Source organism: Streptomyces prunicolor, assembly GCF_045162825.1.
Classification (GTDB): Bacteria; Actinomycetota; Actinomycetes; order Streptomycetales; family Streptomycetaceae; genus Streptomyces; species Streptomyces prunicolor.
In genome coordinates this window covers 4,944,481-4,962,796 of record NZ_CP108676.1, presented here as the reverse complement: position 1 = coordinate 4,962,796, position 18,316 = coordinate 4,944,481, and the positions used below count along the sequence as shown (strand labels likewise).

21 protein-coding genes are annotated in these 18,316 nt (G+C 69.0%); 4 read left to right on the top strand and 17 right to left on the bottom strand.

Annotation, left to right across the window (positions count from 1 at the left end):
• Positions 1-5: 5 nt before the first annotated feature.
• The 8 genes from OG588_RS22495 to OG588_RS22460 form a co-directional block, all read right to left on the bottom strand.
• The gene (locus tag OG588_RS22495) at positions 6-683 is read right to left on the bottom strand and encodes a hypothetical protein (protein ID WP_405948874.1); all 678 of its coding nucleotides are present in this window, start codon (positions 681-683) and stop codon (positions 6-8) included.
• A gap of 463 nt (positions 684-1,146) precedes the next feature.
• Entirely contained in the window at positions 1,147-1,362 is a 216-nt protein-coding gene (locus tag OG588_RS22490; protein WP_405948873.1) for a hypothetical protein, read from the bottom strand.
• A gap of 420 nt (positions 1,363-1,782) precedes the next feature.
• Complete coding sequence (locus OG588_RS22485) at positions 1,783-1,944, bottom strand: Rmf/CrpP fold protein (RefSeq protein WP_405948872.1); 162 nt, start codon at positions 1,942-1,944, stop codon at positions 1,783-1,785.
• Positions 1,945-1,954: 10 nt separating this feature from the next.
• A complete protein-coding gene (locus tag OG588_RS22480; protein ID WP_405948871.1) occupies positions 1,955-4,195 on the bottom strand; it encodes a phage minor capsid protein in 2,241 nt (746 codons plus the stop codon).
• Between the two features lie 425 nt (positions 4,196-4,620).
• A complete protein-coding gene (locus OG588_RS22475) occupies positions 4,621-6,123 on the bottom strand; it encodes a phage portal protein (RefSeq protein WP_405948870.1) in 1,503 nt (500 codons plus the stop codon).
• Positions 6,110-6,550 carry an HNH endonuclease signature motif containing protein gene (locus OG588_RS22470; RefSeq protein WP_405948869.1) on the bottom strand — a complete coding sequence of 147 codons (441 nt, stop codon included), beginning with the start codon at positions 6,548-6,550 and terminating at the stop codon, positions 6,110-6,112. Before OG588_RS22470 ends, OG588_RS22475 begins: the two co-directional genes overlap by 14 nt.
• 66 nt (positions 6,551-6,616) lie before the next feature.
• Positions 6,617-7,855: a PBSX family phage terminase large subunit gene (locus OG588_RS22465; protein ID WP_405948868.1), complete on the bottom strand. Its 1,239-nt coding sequence runs from the start codon at positions 7,853-7,855 to the stop codon at positions 6,617-6,619.
• Positions 7,855-8,301, bottom strand: a complete 447-nt coding sequence (locus OG588_RS22460) for a helix-turn-helix domain-containing protein (protein ID WP_405948867.1) — start codon at positions 8,299-8,301, stop codon at positions 7,855-7,857. The genes OG588_RS22465 and OG588_RS22460 overlap by 1 nt, the downstream gene beginning before the upstream one ends.
• A gap of 59 nt (positions 8,302-8,360) precedes the next feature.
• Between OG588_RS22460 and OG588_RS22455 the strand changes: the two genes are divergently transcribed.
• Positions 8,361-8,954 carry a hypothetical protein gene (locus OG588_RS22455; RefSeq protein WP_405948866.1) on the top strand — a complete coding sequence of 198 codons (594 nt, stop codon included), beginning with the start codon at positions 8,361-8,363 and terminating at the stop codon, positions 8,952-8,954.
• 80 nt (positions 8,955-9,034) lie between these two features.
• On the opposite strand, the gene OG588_RS22450 is transcribed toward OG588_RS22455, so the two are convergent.
• From OG588_RS22450 to OG588_RS22425, 6 genes are all read right to left on the bottom strand, one after another.
• Positions 9,035-9,655, bottom strand: coding sequence for a DUF5710 domain-containing protein (locus OG588_RS22450; protein ID WP_405948865.1), 621 nt, complete (start codon positions 9,653-9,655; stop codon positions 9,035-9,037).
• Positions 9,656-10,090: 435 nt separating this feature from the next.
• Positions 10,091-10,876 (bottom strand): hypothetical protein, encoded by a 786-nt coding sequence (locus tag OG588_RS22445; protein WP_405948864.1) that lies wholly within the window; start codon positions 10,874-10,876, stop codon positions 10,091-10,093.
• A gap of 26 nt (positions 10,877-10,902) precedes the next feature.
• A complete protein-coding gene (locus OG588_RS22440; protein ID WP_405948863.1) occupies positions 10,903-11,340 on the bottom strand; it encodes a hypothetical protein in 438 nt (145 codons plus the stop codon).
• Complete coding sequence (locus OG588_RS22435; RefSeq protein WP_405948862.1) at positions 11,337-11,627, bottom strand: hypothetical protein; 291 nt, start codon at positions 11,625-11,627, stop codon at positions 11,337-11,339. Before OG588_RS22435 ends, OG588_RS22440 begins: the two co-directional genes overlap by 4 nt.
• Positions 11,624-12,427 (bottom strand): hypothetical protein, encoded by an 804-nt coding sequence (locus tag OG588_RS22430; protein ID WP_405948861.1) that lies wholly within the window; start codon positions 12,425-12,427, stop codon positions 11,624-11,626. Before OG588_RS22430 ends, OG588_RS22435 begins: the two co-directional genes overlap by 4 nt.
• Positions 12,424-13,230 (bottom strand): hypothetical protein, encoded by an 807-nt coding sequence (locus tag OG588_RS22425; RefSeq protein ID WP_405948860.1) that lies wholly within the window; start codon positions 13,228-13,230, stop codon positions 12,424-12,426. Before OG588_RS22425 ends, OG588_RS22430 begins: the two co-directional genes overlap by 4 nt.
• A gap of 148 nt (positions 13,231-13,378) precedes the next feature.
• Between OG588_RS22425 and OG588_RS22420 the strand changes: the two genes are divergently transcribed.
• Positions 13,379-13,648: a hypothetical protein gene (locus tag OG588_RS22420; protein ID WP_405948859.1), complete on the top strand. Its 270-nt coding sequence runs from the start codon at positions 13,379-13,381 to the stop codon at positions 13,646-13,648.
• Positions 13,649-13,841: 193 nt separating this feature from the next.
• Here OG588_RS22420 and OG588_RS22415 read toward each other — a convergent pair whose 3' ends face one another.
• Both OG588_RS22415 and OG588_RS22410 read right to left on the bottom strand, forming a co-directional pair.
• The gene (locus tag OG588_RS22415) at positions 13,842-14,477 is read right to left on the bottom strand and encodes a DNA cytosine methyltransferase (RefSeq protein ID WP_405948858.1); all 636 of its coding nucleotides are present in this window, start codon (positions 14,475-14,477) and stop codon (positions 13,842-13,844) included.
• 97 nt (positions 14,478-14,574) lie between these two features.
• Positions 14,575-14,853: a hypothetical protein gene (locus OG588_RS22410; protein ID WP_201050629.1), complete on the bottom strand. Its 279-nt coding sequence runs from the start codon at positions 14,851-14,853 to the stop codon at positions 14,575-14,577.
• Positions 14,854-15,184: 331 nt separating this feature from the next.
• Here OG588_RS22410 and OG588_RS22405 point away from each other — a divergent pair, with 331 nt between their 5' ends.
• Together OG588_RS22405 and OG588_RS22400 are read left to right on the top strand one after the other, a co-directional pair.
• Positions 15,185-15,619 (top strand): hypothetical protein, encoded by a 435-nt coding sequence (locus OG588_RS22405; protein WP_405948857.1) that lies wholly within the window; start codon positions 15,185-15,187, stop codon positions 15,617-15,619.
• A gap of 143 nt (positions 15,620-15,762) precedes the next feature.
• Positions 15,763-15,945, top strand: coding sequence for a hypothetical protein (locus tag OG588_RS22400; RefSeq protein WP_405948856.1), 183 nt, complete (start codon positions 15,763-15,765; stop codon positions 15,943-15,945).
• A 1,798-nt stretch (positions 15,946-17,743) separates the two neighbouring features.
• On the opposite strand, the gene OG588_RS22395 is transcribed toward OG588_RS22400, so the two are convergent.
• On the bottom strand, positions 17,744-18,304 hold the full coding sequence (locus tag OG588_RS22395; RefSeq protein ID WP_405948855.1) for a hypothetical protein: 561 nt from the start codon (positions 18,302-18,304) through the stop codon (positions 17,744-17,746).
• Positions 18,305-18,316: the final 12 nt, after the last annotated feature.

Below are 18,316 nucleotides of genomic sequence, written 5' to 3'. Positions count from 1 at the left end.
CCTCCTTACTCGCTTGCGGCAGAGAGCTGCCGGTACAGGTCGGGGTCGGACTGGTGGAGCTCGACGCGGTCGGCGTAGCTCAGGCGCGCGAACTGCTCGGGCGTGACCGTCTGCGGGGCACCCGGGGTGAAGTCGGCGCCGCCCTTGGGTGGTCCGGCCGGCAGGGTGCCGTCGGCGCGCAGCAGCGGGTTTGCCTCGACCGCGGCGGCGATCACGGCGTCGAGCTGCTCGCCGAACTTTGCGTCGGTCGGGTCGAGCGCTTCGAGCTGCGTGGCCACCGAGCGGGAGTCGAGCAGCCGTGCAGGGTCGGCGCCGCCCTTGTGGGCCGCCTGGTGGGCGGCGAGTTCGACGCGCAGTCGGCGAGCCTCGGAGAGGGCTTGGTCGCGCTCGCTGGTGGCCTGCTCGGCGAGCTTGGCCGGGTCCTGCTCGCTGGCCGCGCCGCTCGGGTCGAGTACCTTGCGCAGCGCGCCGAGCAGGTCGTCGCGCTCGGTCTTGGCCTGCTGCGCAGCTTGCTCGGCCGCGGTCGCGCGTTGCTCGGCCGCCGGGTCAACTGTGGGCGGGGCTGGAGTTGGCGGCGGTGCCGGGGGTGTGGGAGTCGGCGGGGTGGTTCCCGGGGTCGGCGGGGTGCCGGTGCTCGTGCCTGGGTCGGTGCTCGGGGCAGGGGATGGGTTGGGTTCGGTCATACGTGATCGGCCCTCCGGGGCGGTGTGTGGGGGCATGAGGAAGGGGCCCGCCAACTAACGGGCCCCTTCGGAACATCTGGAGTACAGGCGCCTCAGCAGTCGCTACACTGCGGCTTGTCGTTGGTTGAGGCTAGGGGTGAGAAGTCACAGTCCGATTCTGTGGGCTCTCCTACTTCTGCTCGCCTTGGTCGCCGTCTCAATTCAGTTCGTTCTACTGGTCCTAGACAGCAATGCAAAGCCAGGTTCCTGATATGAGTTCGGAAAGACGAGGTGGTTTTATGAGTAGAAAGCGTCTCTGGGTTATCGCAGTACTTAAGGTGACCTTGGCAAGCGTGGTAGGTGTAGTGGGTGGTCTCCTCCTCACCTGAGCCAACGAACGAAGAGCCCTACTCCGTGGAGTGGGGCTCTTCGTCTTTGCCGGAGGTGCCCCAGCGGATTGCGCCGCCTACCGCCGGGACATGACCTACTTGTCGCCGCCCGCGCCGGACTTCCGGGCGAGCAGTACCGCGACAGCGCGGGCGTGGTTGGCCATAGCGCGCAGGTGGTCGGTGATGGTCTTCGCCGGGTGCTTGCTGGCCGGACCGCACGGGGCCATCGGACTCGACGCGAGAGCGACGAGCCAGAGGAGTCCGAGCAAGGCGGGCACGATCTGAGTGAGCTCTCCGAGATTCGTGAACACGGTGGATTTTCCGTCTCGTTGTCGTGATGTGAGTGTGCCGGGCGCCTCGGCACAGCTCAAGAATCACGACCCGGAAATCAAGATCGCAAACCGCGTTTTCGCAGGTCGCGGAGACCTCTAAGTGGGTGGGGGTGGGTAGGTTCGCCCTCCTCCGTACGGAGGAGGGCGAACCTACCCACCCCCACCCACTAGCCCCCCATTCGCCACGCCGAGGCGTGATGGACGTCACATAATAAGTTGAGGGAGCGTCAATAAACGTGCAGGTCAGACCAGTTGCTCATGCCTTGCGGTGTTGGTCGAATTTGGCATGACATGCCTGCTGTGCTGTCTGCTTGGCTGCGTTCACGCGTTGCCCAGATGTGGGGTTGGTGCTGGGGAGTGGGTGCCGACGGGGTCTCGGTGCCCGTTGGCGGTGGTCGGCTAATGCCCACTGGGCAGGGCGCGTGCCTTGGCGTATCCGCGGACCCATGTCGAGCGGCGCAGATCGCCGCGCGGATACGGACACGAGGTGACGGGGGTGGCGCTGCGGCCAGCCTCGATGCCGGCGAGCAGGGCGCGCACGAGGGCGCCTCGACGTCCCACTGCCACCCCCCTAAAGCCGGTTGTTCTGGGTGCTGCGGGCGGCGCGGGCGGTGTCGGCCGCGCCACTGCGCAGGCCGGTGACCATCTCCTCGTACTCCGCGAGTGTCATGCGGGGGTGGTCCTGCCACCAGCGCCTGAGTTCCTCCGAGGCGCGGGCGTAGGCGACGTGCGCGGGGCCGCTGAACAGCGAGACCGGGTCGACGCCCGCAGCCTGGGCGGCCTTGCTGAGCATGTAGCCGTTGGTCGCGTCCTCGGCGGCGAGCATCTGTGACCACACGTGCTCGCGGTACATCTCACGTATCTCGGCGCGCGTGTAGGCGGTACGCATCTGCAAGTCGGCGTACTCACGTTCGGCGATCCATCGCTCGGTGGCGGACATGCCCGCGTACCAGTCGACGGAAAGGCCGTTCCAGGTGTCGGCGTCGGCGGCCGGGGCGAGGATCTCATCGAGGGCGCCCCGGTCGGCGAGCTGCCCCTCGACGCTGAACGTCCCTTGTGCGTGGGGGAGTTCGGCGGGCGGGTACCGGCTGTCGAGTTCGTCGGCGATGCGCACGGCGTCGTCGGGGACGGCGTAGCGCACGGCCCACCCGAGGACGTCGTCGCCGACGGCGGACAGGTCGTCGGCCAGGCGCCCGCCGGGGAACACCTCGGCGAGCAGTCCGCGGCGGTTCATCTCGGCGCCGATGGCGGGGCGGTCGTCGGCCACGTTGCGGGCGCGGTCGGCGAGTTCGCGCTCGGACATGCCGACGAGGTCACGTCGTGCGCCGGGCAAGGCTGCGTCGATGTCTCGGCGGTCCATCTCCGCCATGACGCGCAGCATGCCGTCGTCGTCTAAGTGGAGGGAGACGCGGGCGAGTTCGTCGTCGCTGAACTCGGCGAGGCTGTCTGTGAGGCGGCCGTTCGGGCGGATGCGGTCGAGCAGGTCCTGCTCGTCTCGCCGGTCGGCCTCGCGGGCGATCCGGTCGCGGTCGCGTTCGTCTAGCACGTTGGGGCGGATGGCGGCGCCGAGCTGCTCGTCGCTCATCTCGGGCAGCGTGCGGTCGTCGCCGGCACGGACGCGCGCGGCCTCGAACGGGTCGGTGCCCGGACCGCTCGGAGTACCGGGGCGGCCGGCGGTGCCACCGTCCGGGGCGAGGTTGCCGGCGCCGAGCTTCTCGCGCTCGCGCCGGCGGATGAGTTCGGGGTGCGCGGCAAGGTGGTCGCGCATCCTGCCCTGCCACTGCCGCACGCGTACCTCGGCCGCGCGCCTGCCCTCGGGCGTCGGCGAGGCGGCGGCCCGCTTCTTCCACTTCCTGATGTTCCGCTCGATTGCGCGCTGCCGCTGCGACGCCTCGTAACCGTCGGGGTCCTCGGACTGCCCGACCGGCGGCCGGGGGACACCGGGCAGGTAAGCACTCAGGGAGTGGCGGCAGTTGGGATGCTGGAAGCCCCGTCGCCGTGCCTCGTCGACGCTGCCGAAGACGTGCACGCGCACGGTCTCGCCGTCGGCGGTGGCGTGCTCTGCCTCGACCGTGTGCGTGCCGTCGGGGCCGTCGAGGGCGAGCACCTTGCCCTCGAACGGGGCGCAGAGCGGGCACTCGTGCGGGGCGTTGGAGACGATCACCAGGGCGAGGCCGGCGGCGCGCAGCCGGTCGCCGTGGGCCTCGACCGCGGCGCGGCCGACCGCCGTCCTCGTCGCCATCTCGGCGTAAGAGGTCATCTGCCACGCGCGCCCGCCCTTGTCGACGAACGTGCGCAGCCCGCGGTCGGCGAACCGTTCCATGGCGCGCTGCGTCGCCTGTCGGCGGGTGTCGATGCCGAGCAGCGGTGTTCCGGCTACCTCGGCGATCACCTGCCGGTATCCGTCCTCGACCCCGCGCAGAATCCCGCGGTGGGTCTGAGTGACGAGGTCGACGGTTTCGGCGGCGAGCCGGTCGACCGCCCTCGTGTTCGGGGTGGTCTCGGCGATGCGCCGTACGTCGGCGTCGTGCAGCGCGCCGAGTTCGGCGAGCCCGGCGCGGGCGCCGACGTCGTACGCCTCGGCGACGGCGTCGAAGACTTCCAACTGCATGGCGGAGCCGAGCGCGTCGACGACAGCCTGCGCGGCGCGGCGCAGGGGCTGAATGTCGCGCAGCTTGTTGACGGCCCACCCCGGAGCGTCGAACCCATCGGCCAACTGCCGGGCGACGATGCCGAGCAGCCGCTGCTCGGCATCGTCGTACAGGACACGTACGCCGGTTGAGAGGTCCTCGACCATGCCAGGGTGGATCACCGCCACCCCCATGCACTGACCGAGCCTATGAGGCATGGGATTGACTGGCTGCTAGCCAACTATTCTAAGGCTCTTGCGATCAAATTCCTTAGATTGCTAGGTTCGGGGCAGCGCTATGCCACACGCTGGTAAGGCGGGTTGCTGGTGGCAGCTCGGCGCATTTCCTGTGTGTGCGCATGGACCGTCGCGGTCTCAGTCAGGAGCAGTCTAGTGGGAAATGGCCGACGTGACCTGGTTGTCCGGTTGCCTCAGTTCGGCATCCGGTGGAGCACGGTGAGTGGTACCGGAATCGCGGTCACAATTGCTACAGGTCGCGTGCAACAGGCCGGACCCATGTGGGCACTTGTCGTACTCGGTGTCACAGGGCAGGTGTGCGACGTTGTACTCGCTCGTACGCAACGGCGCCAGGAGACTGCGTAGTTCAGTTAGGCGGGTTCCCTTCCTTCCTGATGTCGGCTCAGGGCGCCAGCCTGCATGGGGTCAGGTACCGCCTGGCCGGTCTCGGTGAGGATACGGTCGACCTCGGCCTGCACGGCGGTGTCGTCCCAATCGGGGTGCAGCCAGCGCACTTTGGTGTCGGTGCTGACGGCCTGCGCCTGCTGGAGCAGGGACAGGGTCTGTGCGGTGCTGGTCGGGTCCTCGCTGACGGAGTCGCCGAACGTGATCCGGGGCCGCTCGGGCACGAGGCCAGGGGTGAACAGGGCGCGGTCGAGCCGCAGCATGACGAACAGGATGTGGGAGAGCGCCGGTCCCCAGTAACGCGACTTCTTGTCACGGGTGATCATCGAGCGGCGCTCGCGTGCGGTGACCTCGGTCGCGGTGACGGCGGCGCCCTGGTCGCCGAGACCGAAATTCTGCGCGGAGTAGCCGGCGGAGCGCACGGCCTGCTGCACGATCGAGTCGGTGGTCGCCTGGTGCTCGGCGACCCTGATTGCGAACTGCGAGAGGGTGATTCCGGCGTTCTCGGTGGGCGGGATGTTGAGCGACTGCCAGATTTCGCGGTCGTCGTCGAACGAGGCGCCGCGGCCGGGCCCGTGGTCGCGCAGGTAGGCGTCGGGGACGATCAGCCGTGCGCGGGCGAGGCGGATGTCGCGCAGCCAGCTCGACCATGTCTCGTCGAGTCCGTCCATGAGGTCATAGAGCGGGGCCGCGTAGTCGGAGCGTCCGAACGGGCTGCCGCGGTGGCGCCGGTTGGGCTTGATGTTGGGGACGTAGGCGGCGGTGAGTTCGGCGATTCCGGTCTCGATCGCGTCGCCCTCGGGGCCGAGGGAGTCGGTGAGCGCGGCGACCTCGGGGTGCTCGGTGAGCGGCACGCGGGTGCCGAGCCGGTCCCTGCCCCCTTGGTAGAGGCCGTGCAGGACGCGCCCCGGTTCGTGCCGTTCGAGGTGGCGCCACACGGTCCCGGCGTCCGAGGCGAGTTCGCGCCAGAACGTGACGGCGGCGAGTTGCCCCCAACGGAAGTCGGGTACGGCGGCGTCGGCGTGCACGGCGGTGAGCAGCGGGCGCGGAGCAAGGGAGGTGTCCCACGTCGCGCGCAGGTACACGCCTCCCAGGGCGGCGGCGACCTCGGCCGCTTCGAGGAGCGTGTTCGCGATCCCGTCGGCCTCGGCGAGTTCGCTGAGCCGGTCCTGCGTGCCGGTGGTGTCGACGGTGAACGTCGGCGGCTCGGAGAACAGCAGGTCGGCGCTTGTCGTGGCGATGTCGCCGGCGAGCGGGATGTGCACGCGTCCGTCGCGCTTGTCGTCTGGCCGGTGGCGGGGCCGCGCCCACAGCCGGCGTCGGCCGTCCTCGCGGTGCTGCTGCCCCCGGTAGACCTCGGCGAGCCGCTTGCGGTCACCGGAGTACCACGCGGCATCGAGCCGCAACTCGCCGTACAGCCGGGCGAGTTGGGGCGGCGGCCAAGGGACGTTGTTGTCAGGCAGTGGCACGGCTCACCCCCTGCCGCGGGCAGCGCGAGCGGGCGCGTGACGCTGCCCGGCAGGTACGGCACTTACGGGTTCCGTTGCGCGCAACGTAGGTGTTGGCCCTGGTGAAGCGATGACCACGCAGGCAACGGACCTGCCGCGCGCGGGTGGCGGCGAACGAGACGCCGCGCAGCACGTTGGTTCGCTGCGTGACCGCTTCGAGGTGGTCGGGGTTGACGCAACCGCGGTTGCGGCACAGGTGGTCGATCACGAGGCCGTCGGGAATCGGCCCGCGGAACGTCTCGTACGCGACGCGGTGCGCGTACCGGCGCTCGCCGGCCACGGAGAAACGGGCGTACCCGTTGGGCATGAGGTAGCCGGTCCACTGCCAGCAACTGCCGGGGCCGTCGGTGACGTAGGCGAGGAAACGGTCGGTCCACTCGCGCGGCATGAACACCCCCTCGACGTGACGGAGCCCCGGACACCGTGCGGCGGCCGGGGCTGAGGCGGGCAGGGGTTATGCGGCGAGCGAGAGAAGGTGGCGCCACTCGTGCGCGGTGGAGTGCACGGCGTAGCGCAGGGCGTCGACCGAGTGATCGTTCGCCTTGATCGGCTGGTCCTCACCGCGGGCGGCGGCCTCGTCCGACCATGCGTAGCCGGGCAGTTCGCCGAGCAGCCCCTCGCACGAGCGATGGATGCGCAGCAGGCCAGCGTCTAGCACGTTCGAGACGGATCGGATGCCGTCGAGCACCGTGTTGTCGGCGCGCGCGATGCCGGGGTGCCCGTCGGCCCAGAGCTGTGCGGAGTACGAGGCGGCGCTCGGGTCGACGAACGTCCACTCGGGCTCGATGCCGAGCCCGGCGAGCCACGTGCGCACGGCGGCGCTGTACTGCGCGTCGGTCATCTGCCGGTGTCGGGCGCGGGAGTCGTAGCGCCACTCGGCCGCCGCATACAGGCGGTCGTCGTCGCCGAGGCCGAGCAGCACCGCCGAGAACGGGTTCGTCGTGCCGTAGTCGACGCCGAGCCAGTACCGGCGCATCGTCGGCAGCGTGTCGACGACATGTGCGGCCTCGTCGTACATGTCGAAGATCGCGCCCTCGGCGACCACCCAAGCACCGTCGATCATCCGTCGGCGCCACAGGCCGGTGTACTCCGCCGACAGGGCGGCGACGTACGCCGGCGCCAAGCTCGGGTTGTCGGCGAGGCGGAAGTGCCAGGCGCCGAGGTCGAGTTCGCCGGACCGGTCGAGGTACTGCCGCTTGAGCCAGTGCCGAGGCGAGTCGGGGTTCGTGGTGCACAGCAGCCTCGCCCCCGGCACGGACAGCCGGGCGAGCAACTGCACAAAGAAGCCCTCGGGAACGAGGGTTGCCTCGTCGACGTAGGCCAGGCAGGCAGTCGCACCGCGCAGCCGGCCCTCGGCGCGCGCGTCGGCCGCGCCGATCAGGTGGACCGTGCGGCCCAGGATGCTCGCCACGGTGGCGCCCCTGGTGTGCCGGACCTCGGCGGCGACGTCCGAGCCGAACAGCGCGGGATCTTGCAGGGGTTCGATGATGTTGCGCTCGATCGTCTGCAACGACCGGCCGCACAGCAGGATCAAGCCCGTAGCAGGCGCGCGCCGGATCGACAGCAGGAACGCGAGCAGGCTCGCGACCGTCTTGCCCGACCGGACGCTGCCGTGCCACACGGAGATGCGAGAGGTGAACGACTCGCGCACGGACCGCAGTTGCTTGTCGGAGAGGGGGAGGGGTGCGGGCATCACTCCCCCTCGCTGTCACCTCCGGCCGGTCCGAGCAGGGCGTCGGCGAGGCGGTCGAGCATCGAGCCGCCGGTGCTGCCGGTGCCGGTCTGGCGGGCGAGCTCGGAGACCCGGGCGTGAACTTCGGTGAGCGCGCGGGCGGCGGTGGCGTGGTCGCGGGCATCACGGGCGGAGTCGGCGCCCCCGACGCGCTCGACCTGGCGCAGGGCGCCGTCGAGGGACTCGTCGGCGAGCAGCTCGCGCCGCGCGGCGGCATCGGCCCGCCGGGCCTCGGTCGCGGCGGCGACGCGTGCGCCCCCGGCGAACGTGAGCCCCTCCAACCCGGCGATCTTGCTCACGGTGGCGGCGCTGCGCCCGATGGCCCGAGCGATAGCGTTGCGGGACTTGCCCTCGGCGTGCAGCCGGCGCACCTGCTTGTGATCCCGCTCGGTGATCGGCTCGGCCATGGAGGCGCACCCCCTCGGCGGATTGGGATCAACCGGCAGGCAAGCGGCATACTTCCCCAGTGAGCACATTGTTGGATCTTGTTATCAAGATCGGAACCGGCGCGCTGGGTGGCGCCGGCGCTGCCTTCTGGCTGGCGCCTCATGTGAGTCATCAGCAGGAGATCGGCAAGGCCCGTGCTGCGGCGCTGTTGGCTCTGCGCGTTGAGGTGGTGAAGCTACGGGCTCACCTGTCGTGGCACTGGCACCGCGCCAAGGTCGAGAAGTCCTACCCGGGCACGTTCCTTCAGTCCTCGGCCCGCGGGCGGTTCGTCTGCGACATGGTCGTGCACGCGTGGCAGCTTTCGCCGCATCGCAGGAAGGCGGTTCGCCGCCATCTCGTCGAGATCTTCGGCGAGTTGGATGTGCGCGCGGCCGAAGAGTTGGCGATGACCCCCCTGAAGGACGAGCGGTTTCACGCAGCCAACGACGGTGAGGTCTGGCAGGGCGTGCAGGTAGCCCACATCGAGGAAATCCAAGAGCTGGAGTTGGAGATGAGCGGCAGCCTTCGAGCCTTCGCCGACGACATGCTCGACGAGGACAAGTACAACCAAGTCCAGTTGGACCTTACGGAGTTGCTTCGCTTCGTCGGAGGGGCCGAACGGCTCGACCAGTGAGGCGCCCGCGTTTCCGGGCACGCCGGAGGCACGACCAACATTAGGTCACGAACTGATAACGACGCAAGAGGGTTCGGGGATCAGCCCTTGTTGGTCTCCCCTAGCTGAATCTCGGGCGGGTGAGGGCCGGGCACCTGATATTCCATGAGCTCGGGTACCGGCTCCTCGATGAACCAGAGTTTGTAGTCGGCATCCCAACGCGCGCCGAACTCCTTGGCTCGGTCTTTGAACTCGTACGGCACATGCAGCCAGATCCGCCCCTCGTAACGGCGGTGGAAGATCGCGCCGATTTGCTCTCTCAATCGGGGCCACGCCGCAACCGTCACGGACGACACAAGAGCGGAGGTACCTGCGCTTGCGAGTATGTCGACGTCGCTCACTGGCTTCACGATCGTCGACTTACCGCCCGTCAAGCGGAAGGTTAGGCGGTCCCCGGTGTCGTCGTAAGGTTCCTCGGGCGCGTTGCGTGGATCATGGTCTGCGCCGTCGTCCTCCTCGTCAACTGCCAGGAGCCACAGGGCGTGGAAGGTCTCGACTTCTTGCTCAGGCGCAGTTCGAGGATGTCGAGTAGCGAGGACTTCCACCAGGGCATCAACGACGTGCCAGTTCGGAAGTCGCGTACTGGAGAACGCATCGTAGATCGTGCTGCGCGAGATCCCAGCGCCTTTCAGCTCCGTCGCCACCGTCGCCAGCGACGGCAACCCTGCCCCCTTGTGCAACTCGTGCAAAGCCCTGTTGAGCTCCCTGTGGTTCCCGTGCAACTCCGGCTTGCGAAGACGACCCGCTCGCCCCACCCGTGCCCCCACCGTTTGAAACCGTTCGAAACCGTCCGGGCATCATCGCAACCGTTCGGAGTCATCGCGAGACGTTCGATGACATTGGCATCCGTTGCATGACGTCCGACCCAACACCTTCGCCGGCGAGAGTGGTTGAAGCCGCCCAACAAGGGTGGTCCTGACGACGCAATGGAGGAAACCAATGGGGAGCAGTGGACGACGCGGTGCACGCCGGTTCATGCGGGCAGCCGCTTTCGCGGCAGTCAGGGGCGCTGCCGCAGCGGCAGGCAGCGCCCTCGTGACGGCCGTCGTCTACTGGGTGGCGCACTGACCGTTAGAGCTGTGCAGTCTGGGCGGTACCTATGAAGTGCGCAGCGGGTCGGCCTCGGCGAGTGCGACGACCAGGCCGACGAGGTCATTCCACCCCCACACGCGCCGCCCGCGGTCGTCGAACGGCACGGGAGCCGTGCAGTCGTCGCCGGTCGAGCAGGTCACCCTCGGCGCCTCGTCCGGGTCGGTGTGCAGGGTGAGCTCGCCGCCGCACCAAGGGCACGGCCGGTCGGGTACGGGCATGGTGCGCTGGTCGAGGCCGAGGGTCCGCAGCAGCCGGCCCTCAGCGACGCGCACCGTACGCCGGGCCTCGTGCAGCAGGTGCGGGGGCAGGGGCTCGAACGGCGGGGCGGTCGGGGTGCCGTCGAGCTGCTGCTCGGGGGCGGTGTCCTCGTCGAGCACGCGCCCCTCGATCCACACGGAAGCGAAGTGCAGCCCGTGCGCCCGCGATCCGGCCGCGTGCCGGGCGTCGGCCGCGCCTGGCTGCTGGAACTCCCAACGGCGGGGGTCGTCGGCCTCGGCGCGCTGGACCGCGGCGGCGAGGGTGTCGGCGAGGCCGAACAGCATCCGCTCGATGGCGAGGCCGGTGTCGAGCGCGGTCATGTTGAGCGGTGCGGGGTGCTCGCGTAGGACCAGGGGCGCGCGGTCGGCGACGAGCTGCTTGTCGTCGGCGGCGCGAAGGGTGTGCGCGAGTTGCCTCGGCGGCCACACGTCGGCGGGCGGGGTCTCAATGGCGAGCAGCAGCTCGCCCCACAACTCCCGTACGGTGCGCAGCGCGTCGGCGGTCTCGCGTCGGGCAATGGCGTCGGACGTCATCTCTGGTGTTCCCTCCCTCGGGGTGGTCAGTGGGCGGTGTCGTCGAGGGCCTGTTCGGGCGTGATCTCGCCCTCGCACAGGCGCCGGATCGTGTCGGCGAGGTGCCATCCGTCGCCGGGCAGGTAGTCGCCGAGGGCGCCAGCGAGCTTGGCGGCGGTGGCGAGCCGGTCGGCGTGCGCGTCGCGGTCTGCCTCGGTCTCGGTGATGCACTCCTCGGCGGCCTCGATCCGCTTGTGCAGGCGCAGGGCCGCGGCCTGCTGTCCGCCGGAGCTGCGCCGGTGGGTGTCGTTCTCGGCGACCTCGGCCTCGACGTCGGCGCGGAGCTGCGCGCAGTCCTCGGGCATGAGCACGCTGCGGTCGGCGCGGGCGAGGACGAGGCGGAAGCGCGCACGGCGGGCGTCGCGCTCGGTCTCGCGTGCCTGGCTGCGTCCTCGGCGGGAGTCGGTACGGGTACGGGTGTTCATCGTTCGGTCTCTCCGTTCGGGCGTACGCGGCGGGGAAGCAGGCGGGCGACGAGGCGCCGAGCGCGCCGGGTCTCCCGCGCGCGAGGCGCGACCGGTCGCGCGGTCGTGTTCGTCGTGTTCGTGAACACCGACATGTCGCACACGACCGGGGTGGTGGTGATCTGCCAGCCCTCGACGGCGAGGCGGTCGAGCAGTTCGGACGCGGTATGCGTGGCGAGGTGCGGCGGCAGTCCGAGGGCGTCGGTCAGGTGGGCGGAGACTGCGGCTCGGGCTGCGGGCGGGGTCATCGGCGGAATCCTCCGGCGGTGTGGCGCGCGCGGACTTCGCGCGGTGCGGGCGGGGTGGACATGAGGCGGGCGAGGCGGTCGTGCTCGTCCTCGTCCTGCTCGGCGGCGAGGGCGGCCTCGATGCGGCAGGGGTGCGGGGCCGAGCGGGTGCTGCGGCCCTTTCCCTGGCGGCGGTAGCCGGTCCGGCACGGCTGCTCGGGCTCGGCGCCGCACCAACTGCACTTGTGCGCGTAGGCGTCGGGCTGTCCGGCGGCGACGGCGGCCTCGCGTGCGGCACGGGCCGGACGGTGCTCGGCGAGCTGTGCGGCGACCTCGGCCGGCATGTACCGGCGCGGGCCGCGGCCGACTCCGGAGACGAGGGCGGCGAGACGTTTCTGCCCTGCGACGTTGATCTCGGTGCGGTACTGGGCGGGCGGTGTGTGGCCGGTGGCGACCGCGGCTCGGGTGCCGAGTAGTTCCTCGCGCCATGCCGCCGGGTTGTCGGGGTCGGCGGACGGCACGGGGTCGGTGTGCCGGTTCATCAGTTCGGCGCGGTGCGGCGCCCATGCGGCGAGCACGTCGTGCGGCTCGACGGGGCGGAACTGCGCGGAGCGGTCGCCGCCACGCTGCTCGTAGTAGCGGCGCACGGCCTGCGAGGCGTCCCAACCCGTCTCGGGCAGGGTGGCCGGCACGTCGGCGAGGGCGGCGGTCCAATCGGCGATGGTGCGGGCGGACTGCTGAGGGTCGGCGAGGGAGCGGCGCACTCGGGAGTCGAGGCGGCTGGCATAGGCGAGCAGGGCGGCGATGTGCTGGTCGATCATGGGGTGCCCTCCTTCTGGGCGTGCAGCAGCGCGAGGCCGGCGGCGAGGTTGTCCGTGTACGCGGCGGCGGTGGCCGGTCCTGGGCGCGTGGCCGGGGCGCTGTCGAGGTCGCCCCACACGCGCAGCCAGTAGCGCGCGGACTTCGGCTCGGCGCCCGGAGTCGTCCGGGCGGCGGCGCGCGCGACGAGGGACTCGGCGCCGTGCGCCTGGACGAGGCGCCACACGTTGCGCTGTTCACCGAGGCCGAGCGACCAGCGCACCGGGACGCCGGCGGCGGCGAGCGCGCTGTCGAGCGGACCGAGTTCGGGAATCAGCGCCGACCGGGTCGCGCGCGGCTGCTGCTGTTCTGCTTGGTGCTTGCGTTCATATGCGTTCTGGGGTCCGGTCTCCGGACCGGTGGGGGTCCGGTCTCCGGACCCCTCCGGTCCGGTTTCCGTACCCCCAGGGGTCCGGTTCTCGGACCAGCCCGGATTCTGTATGGGTCCGGTTTCCGGATCCCCGAAACGGGTCTCGTCGGGCGCGGCGCGGAGGTGTCCGACGGCGCGCGGGAGGTGGTAGACCGTCTCGCCCCTGGGCCCCTTGGAGCCCTCGATGACGCGCAGTTCGTCGCTGTCGAGCAGCTTGTCGACGGCGGCCACGACGGACGAGCGGGCGCCGTTCGTCCGCCGTACGAGCATCGTCGTACCGGCGTAGGCGGTGCAGGTGTCATCGGGGCACTTGTCGGCGATGGCGAGCAACACCATGCGGGCAATGCCCTTGGCCGTGGACTTAGTCCACACCCAATCCATGGCGTCGAGGCTCAACGGTCCTTCTCCTAAGCGGTGTTGGTGATCCGGGGGCTTCGGGCCGTCCGGCGAGGGCGGCGGGAGTGTGGGCGGGGCACCGATAGCCGGTGAGGTAGCGGCGCACGCCATCGATGGCGTGGCAGTAGTGGCGGGTGGCGCCGGCCCAATGACCGCAGCTCACGGCGTGTGGCTGGTCGAATCGGTCGAGCAGCAACCGCAGGGCGGCGGCGGCTTGTTGAGGAACGACCCCGTTCCCCAGGGCTTTGAGCTGCGCGGCGCGGGAGAGGCCGTCGACGCCGGTCACGTGGTGCTCGGCCAAGCCCATGAGCCATTCGACGAACGCGGGGTTCAGGCGATCCCGTTCGTCCACAGGCTGTGGAGCGGGGCGGGTGAGCGCCTCCCACCGCTCGACAGCGGCGGCGTACGGCCCCCATGAGCTCGTGGCGCCTTCGCTACTTGGCGGCTGCGCGTGGGCGGGCAACAAGGCGACTGCCGTCCGCAGATCCGGCCCCCCATCGCCATGCGCTCCCGTCCCGCTCGTGTCCGAGGTGCGGGGGGTCGGCAGCAGGCGGACGAGGCCGAGGGGCATTCCCATGTCGCCCATGCCGGGGTGGCGGGGCTTCATCCGCTCACGCCGCGCGCGCCTTACCTTGGGATCGATCACGTCCTGCACGAATGTCGCCGTTGGCGTCGGCGATAGGTCGCGCGGCGATGAATACCCGCTCGCGGCGGTGGGCAGCGCCGATCTCTGACGCGCGTACGCACGCCCATTCCGCGTCGTACCCGAGGCTGGCCAGGTCGCCGAGTACGGCGCCGAGTGCTCGCAAAGGAGGCTCAGCGCTTGCGTCTCCCACACACCACGAGCACGATTCCACGTGGCTATGCGCCGTCGCCGAGAGGAGACCGCGGACATTCTCGATCACCACCAATCGGGGGCGTAGGGATTGGATCGCTCGGGTGACGTGCAGCCACAGACCCGAGCGGGTGCCTTCAGTGAGTCCGGCGCGGCGGCCGGCGAGGCTGACGTCTTGGCAGGGGAAACCGGCGGTCACGACGTCGACGGGTTCGACCTGGTCGAAGTCGACGGCGGACAGGTCACCGAGGTTGGGCACGCCGGGCCAGTGGTGAGCCAGGATGGCGGCGGCGTTCGCGTCGATCTCGCAGTGCCACACGACCGATCCGCCGAGTACGTCCTGCACACCGAGGTCGAGACCGCCGTAGCCGGAGCACAGGGAGCCGATCCGCAGGCCGTCCGTACCGCTCACTTCCCGTCAGTGGCGTTCGACAGCCACTGCTCGCGGTCGAGGCCGGGCGATGCGGCGACAAGGTCCGTAGGTGTCACCGCTGTTGGCGGGCGCATGGTCACTGCTCGCCCCCGACATAACGCGCGTAGACGCGGTGTTCGACGTCTCCGTTCTTCTGCACGACCGTCCGGGCGACCGCCTCGTACGAACCCGCAGGTTCGTACGCCGGAAGCCGCGCGCTACGGATGGCCTGAGCGGCGGATGCCGCCCGCACGGAGGTGGCCGGGGTCCGGACTACTCCCCACTCTTTGGGGTGCTGGCGCAGGCTGTTCGCGATCCGGGTGTGCTTGGTGTTGCGCTGCTTGGGCGGCGGACCGACGAACTCGACAGGGCTCACGTGCTTGTCTCTCCTCACACTGCGGCTTGGCGCGCTCGGCGCGCTCCGTAGCTGTGGGGCGAGGGCGTATCGAACGGCGCCGGGCTGCCCGAAAACCGTCGATCCTGTGATTTCGCTGTGCGCGATCACTCTTCCCCCGTTGTCCCACATTTCGAACAGTCGGGGCCCTAGAGTGCCTGTGGCGCTTGACCCCTGCTGTTGCAGAATTCGAACACTGCAACCGTAAGAGTCTGGTGAGACGCACGTCAACGAACTTTGGCTGCCGCGATTCCGGGCGATGGCTGCTTAGATGAGAAGTGTTCGAATTCTGCAACGGAGTGGGAGTGAGAGCGTGTCGCTGACCGACACGGACGAGCGTTGGCCTTACGGCACCCCCTTCGGGGACCTCTTGCGCGCGGCGAAGGAAGAGACGGGACTCTCGTACCGCAAGCTCGCTGAGCGTGCCGTCGACCCGGCGACGCAGACGAGGGTCGGGTACACGACCCTGCACCGGATCGCTCATGATCAGCCGATACACATGCTTCCGGGGATTGCCGGCGCCGTCTCAAGAGCCATAGGGGGTGACGAGCGCAGAGTGCGCCTTGCTGCGGCGATGCAGTACTGCGGGGCCGTGGCCGGCGATCCGCTCGGCGCGAGCGGTAACGAGGCGACCGTCGTTGTCGTCCATGCGCCGGGCATGGGGGCTCGGGACATGCCCAAGGTCGAGGCTCTGCTCAGAAGGTATGCGGCCGGCGATCTCCCACCGGAACTAACCGACGATGCCTAGGCGTTGACGCTGTGCGGGTGGTCCGGTCACTCCGTGGAGTTCGCGCGTGACCTCGCGTGTACTGCGGAGTAGGCTGATCCGGGCTCTTGACTCGGGCATATGTTCGAGTCATGAGCCTAGTGATGCCATGAGGGGGGCACCAGTTGATCCGCGTAACCCGCACTCAACTCGACACAGGGGCGATTGCAGTCGTTCGTGCGACCGGCGACGAGCTGACCATCGACATGGACCGGCGCCACATCACCCCTGCGGGTGCGGCCGGTCTCGAACAGGCTCTGAACGGACTTGCCGCCCCCCGTACCGATCGTGACGACTCCGAGGACTAGCGCCAGGGCTGAACAACGGCGAGGGCCACGCGGCGGATGCCGCGCGGCCCTCTTTGTCTGTCGGCGGCCTCGCGGGGCCGACCGCCCGGCACCCGGGTTCGCCTCCCTCGGTCAGCCGTAAACGGGCTGGCCGAGGGGCTGTTCGGTGTGGCCGATGTGTGGCCGGATTGCCTAGGACCGGCTGTCAGCGCCTGTACTTCGATGGAACGCTGTATGCCTCTGACCTGCATGTATCGGCATTCCGTGACAGCTAATGAACCCCCCTGTCAGGACTGCTCTCGGTCTTGTAATGCGTAGGTCGTCGGTTCGAATCCGACAGGGGGCTCCATGGAAAACCCCGGGTCAGCGCTCTGACCTGGGGTTTCTTGTTTTGGGTGACCTTGGAATCCGGGCTCATCAGGTGCCTGTGACCTACGCATCGCAATGCGTAGGTCTGGAATTGACTGTCAGTGGCCGTTTTCGTTGGCAGGGCTGTGACCTGGCTTTTCGCTCCGTGCTGCCGGTCGGCTCGGGTCTGTCGAGTTCGGTGTGGTGGCCGTACGGTGGCCGAGTGTGCAGCGATCGTGCAGGTGGGTCCCGATCTGCCGTGCGGTCACAGGCGTACTTGGGGCCGCGGGGTTGTGGCGTCCGGACAATCCCGCGATCAACGCGCTCCGCCTGGGGCGCGATCGGCAACCCTCTCGTAGAGCGACTCCAGTCCATCACCAGTTGGTACTTGACAGCCTCGGCGAGGTTCGGGTTGTCGACGAGGACGCAGGACTCGACGATGTCGCGGGCCGCCCTCGTCCCACAAGATCGCCTTCCCCTCCGTGATATGTCGCCTGTTGTCTCCGCCTGGGACAGACCATCGCTGGAAGAGGTTCATCGCTCATCTCGCCGGTGTCTGGCCATCCCACGGCACGTCCGTGATCACGACGTGCCCGGCACTCCCACCGCTAAGAACGACGGTCCAGGCCCTGCCTGGCACCCACACCTCCCTTACTCACCTGGAGCAGGACGCCTGAGGCTAGGTCAAGGTTGTGTCTGACGAATGATCAGTGTGCCGCCGGTTTGGGGGAGCCGTCTCCGCCTTGCTGCGGCTGGGCAGGACAACGATGCCGGGTCGGTGGCGCAGCAACTGAGGGTCAGGAACCGGGATGACAGGCAGCGAGTAGCCGCTCGGCGCGTGTCTGAAGTCGGCCGCTGGGAAGTCGTCTTCGAGGCTCAGGGCGAGTCGGAATGGGGTGCCTACCTCCGCCAGTAGCAGGCGGCAGACGGTAGGCGAGCAGATCGACTGGTCAACGGCTCGCATGGACACGTTCTACGGCTGGCTGACACGGCCGACCGAGCCTGTTCGTGCCGGACCGAGCGTGCCCGGAAAGTTGATTTCGTGGTGGCGCGAGGCGAGCTGAGGGACGCGGCGTGGGAGCGGATAGGGACCCTGCCGCCGGGTGTTGATAACCGCGGGGGTTGCGTCCATGGGGATGGTGTACAGGTTTGGCGTGGGCCGAGGTTTGCTCCAACATCGAGATGGTGCCCGCATGGAGGAACGGCCACCGGCTGATCTTCTGAAGTGTCGAAGCCTCGAAGAAGATCAGCGCGATGGCCGCATCTGACAATCTGCTCCTGCAGGCACAGCTTGCCCGCCACTGGCTGCGGGCCCGGTGATCGCTCCGGCCAGGGCGGCAACAGGGGCTCGATCAGCATCCACAAGTTGTTATCCACGATCCACGGCCGAACGCTCACACTCTCCCGAACGGCCGAAGCGTCACACCGGTCACGTCCAACCAGAGCACCTCAACAAGATTGTGTTACGAGATCAGCGCTGCCTGAACCTTCGCGCAATGCCGCGATAATCGAGCTCCCTGCGCCCTAGAGAATCCCGAACTTCAGCAACTCCGCCAGTGCGCAGGCTATCGATCGATTCCTGTTGACAGAACCGCTCAAAGTCGGGCAAGTGGCTGAACCCGCTCAGGTCGACGGATGCGGGCCACGACTCAGTTGTCGACAGCGCCTTCGTGAAGATCTCGATGTGAGCATCCGATACTTCCGCCTCATCTGCTGCAATCACCTCAAGGACATCTGCGAGAAGCCGAAAGCCCGACTGTGCAAACTGGATGGCTTGCGATTGGTCGGTGTATTCACTCTCCAGTCGACGAGATGCCTTAATCGCAATTCGCATCACGTCGGCGTTTAGGCGTCTGCCCTCACATGCCCGAAGGCCAGCTCGCACCCCCGCGTCGACCTGGTAGTAGAGATCGCCCTTCTCGGCGGCGTCGGCCAGGATGTACAGGCCGCCGCCGAGCCGGAGCGCCGTAGCGCAGCACAGTGCCTTCGAGGAGAGGCTGTCGAATGCGCCACTGAGCGATGACTCCGACATCGCGACCTCCGA

Bases quoted from the DNA above. Each gene is read 5' to 3' on its own strand.
- OG588_RS22420 (WP_405948859.1), top strand. From the start codon at position 13,379: ATGACCGCAGCTCACGGCGTGTGGCTGGTCGAATCGGTCGAGCAGCAA.
- OG588_RS22430 (WP_405948861.1), bottom strand. From the start codon at position 12,427: ATGATCGACCAGCACATCGCCGCCCTGCTCGCCTATGCCAGCCGCCTC.
- OG588_RS22445 (WP_405948864.1), bottom strand. From the start codon at position 10,876: ATGACGTCCGACGCCATTGCCCGACGCGAGACCGCCGACGCGCTGCGC.
- OG588_RS22460 (WP_405948867.1), bottom strand. From the start codon at position 8,301: ATGGCCGAGCCGATCACCGAGCGGGATCACAAGCAGGTGCGCCGGCTG.
- OG588_RS22395 (WP_405948855.1), bottom strand. From the start codon at position 18,304: ATGTCGGAGTCATCGCTCAGTGGCGCATTCGACAGCCTCTCCTCGAAG.
- OG588_RS22435 (WP_405948862.1), bottom strand. From the start codon at position 11,627: ATGACCCCGCCCGCAGCCCGAGCCGCAGTCTCCGCCCACCTGACCGAC.
- OG588_RS22470 (WP_405948869.1), bottom strand. From the start codon at position 6,550: ATGCCGCGCGAGTGGACCGACCGTTTCCTCGCCTACGTCACCGACGGC.
- OG588_RS22465 (WP_405948868.1), bottom strand. From the start codon at position 7,855: ATGCCCGCACCCCTCCCCCTCTCCGACAAGCAACTGCGGTCCGTGCGC.
- OG588_RS22440 (WP_405948863.1), bottom strand. From the start codon at position 11,340: ATGAACACCCGTACCCGTACCGACTCCCGCCGAGGACGCAGCCAGGCA.
- OG588_RS22495 (WP_405948874.1), bottom strand. From the start codon at position 683: ATGACCGAACCCAACCCATCCCCTGCCCCGAGCACCGACCCAGGCACG.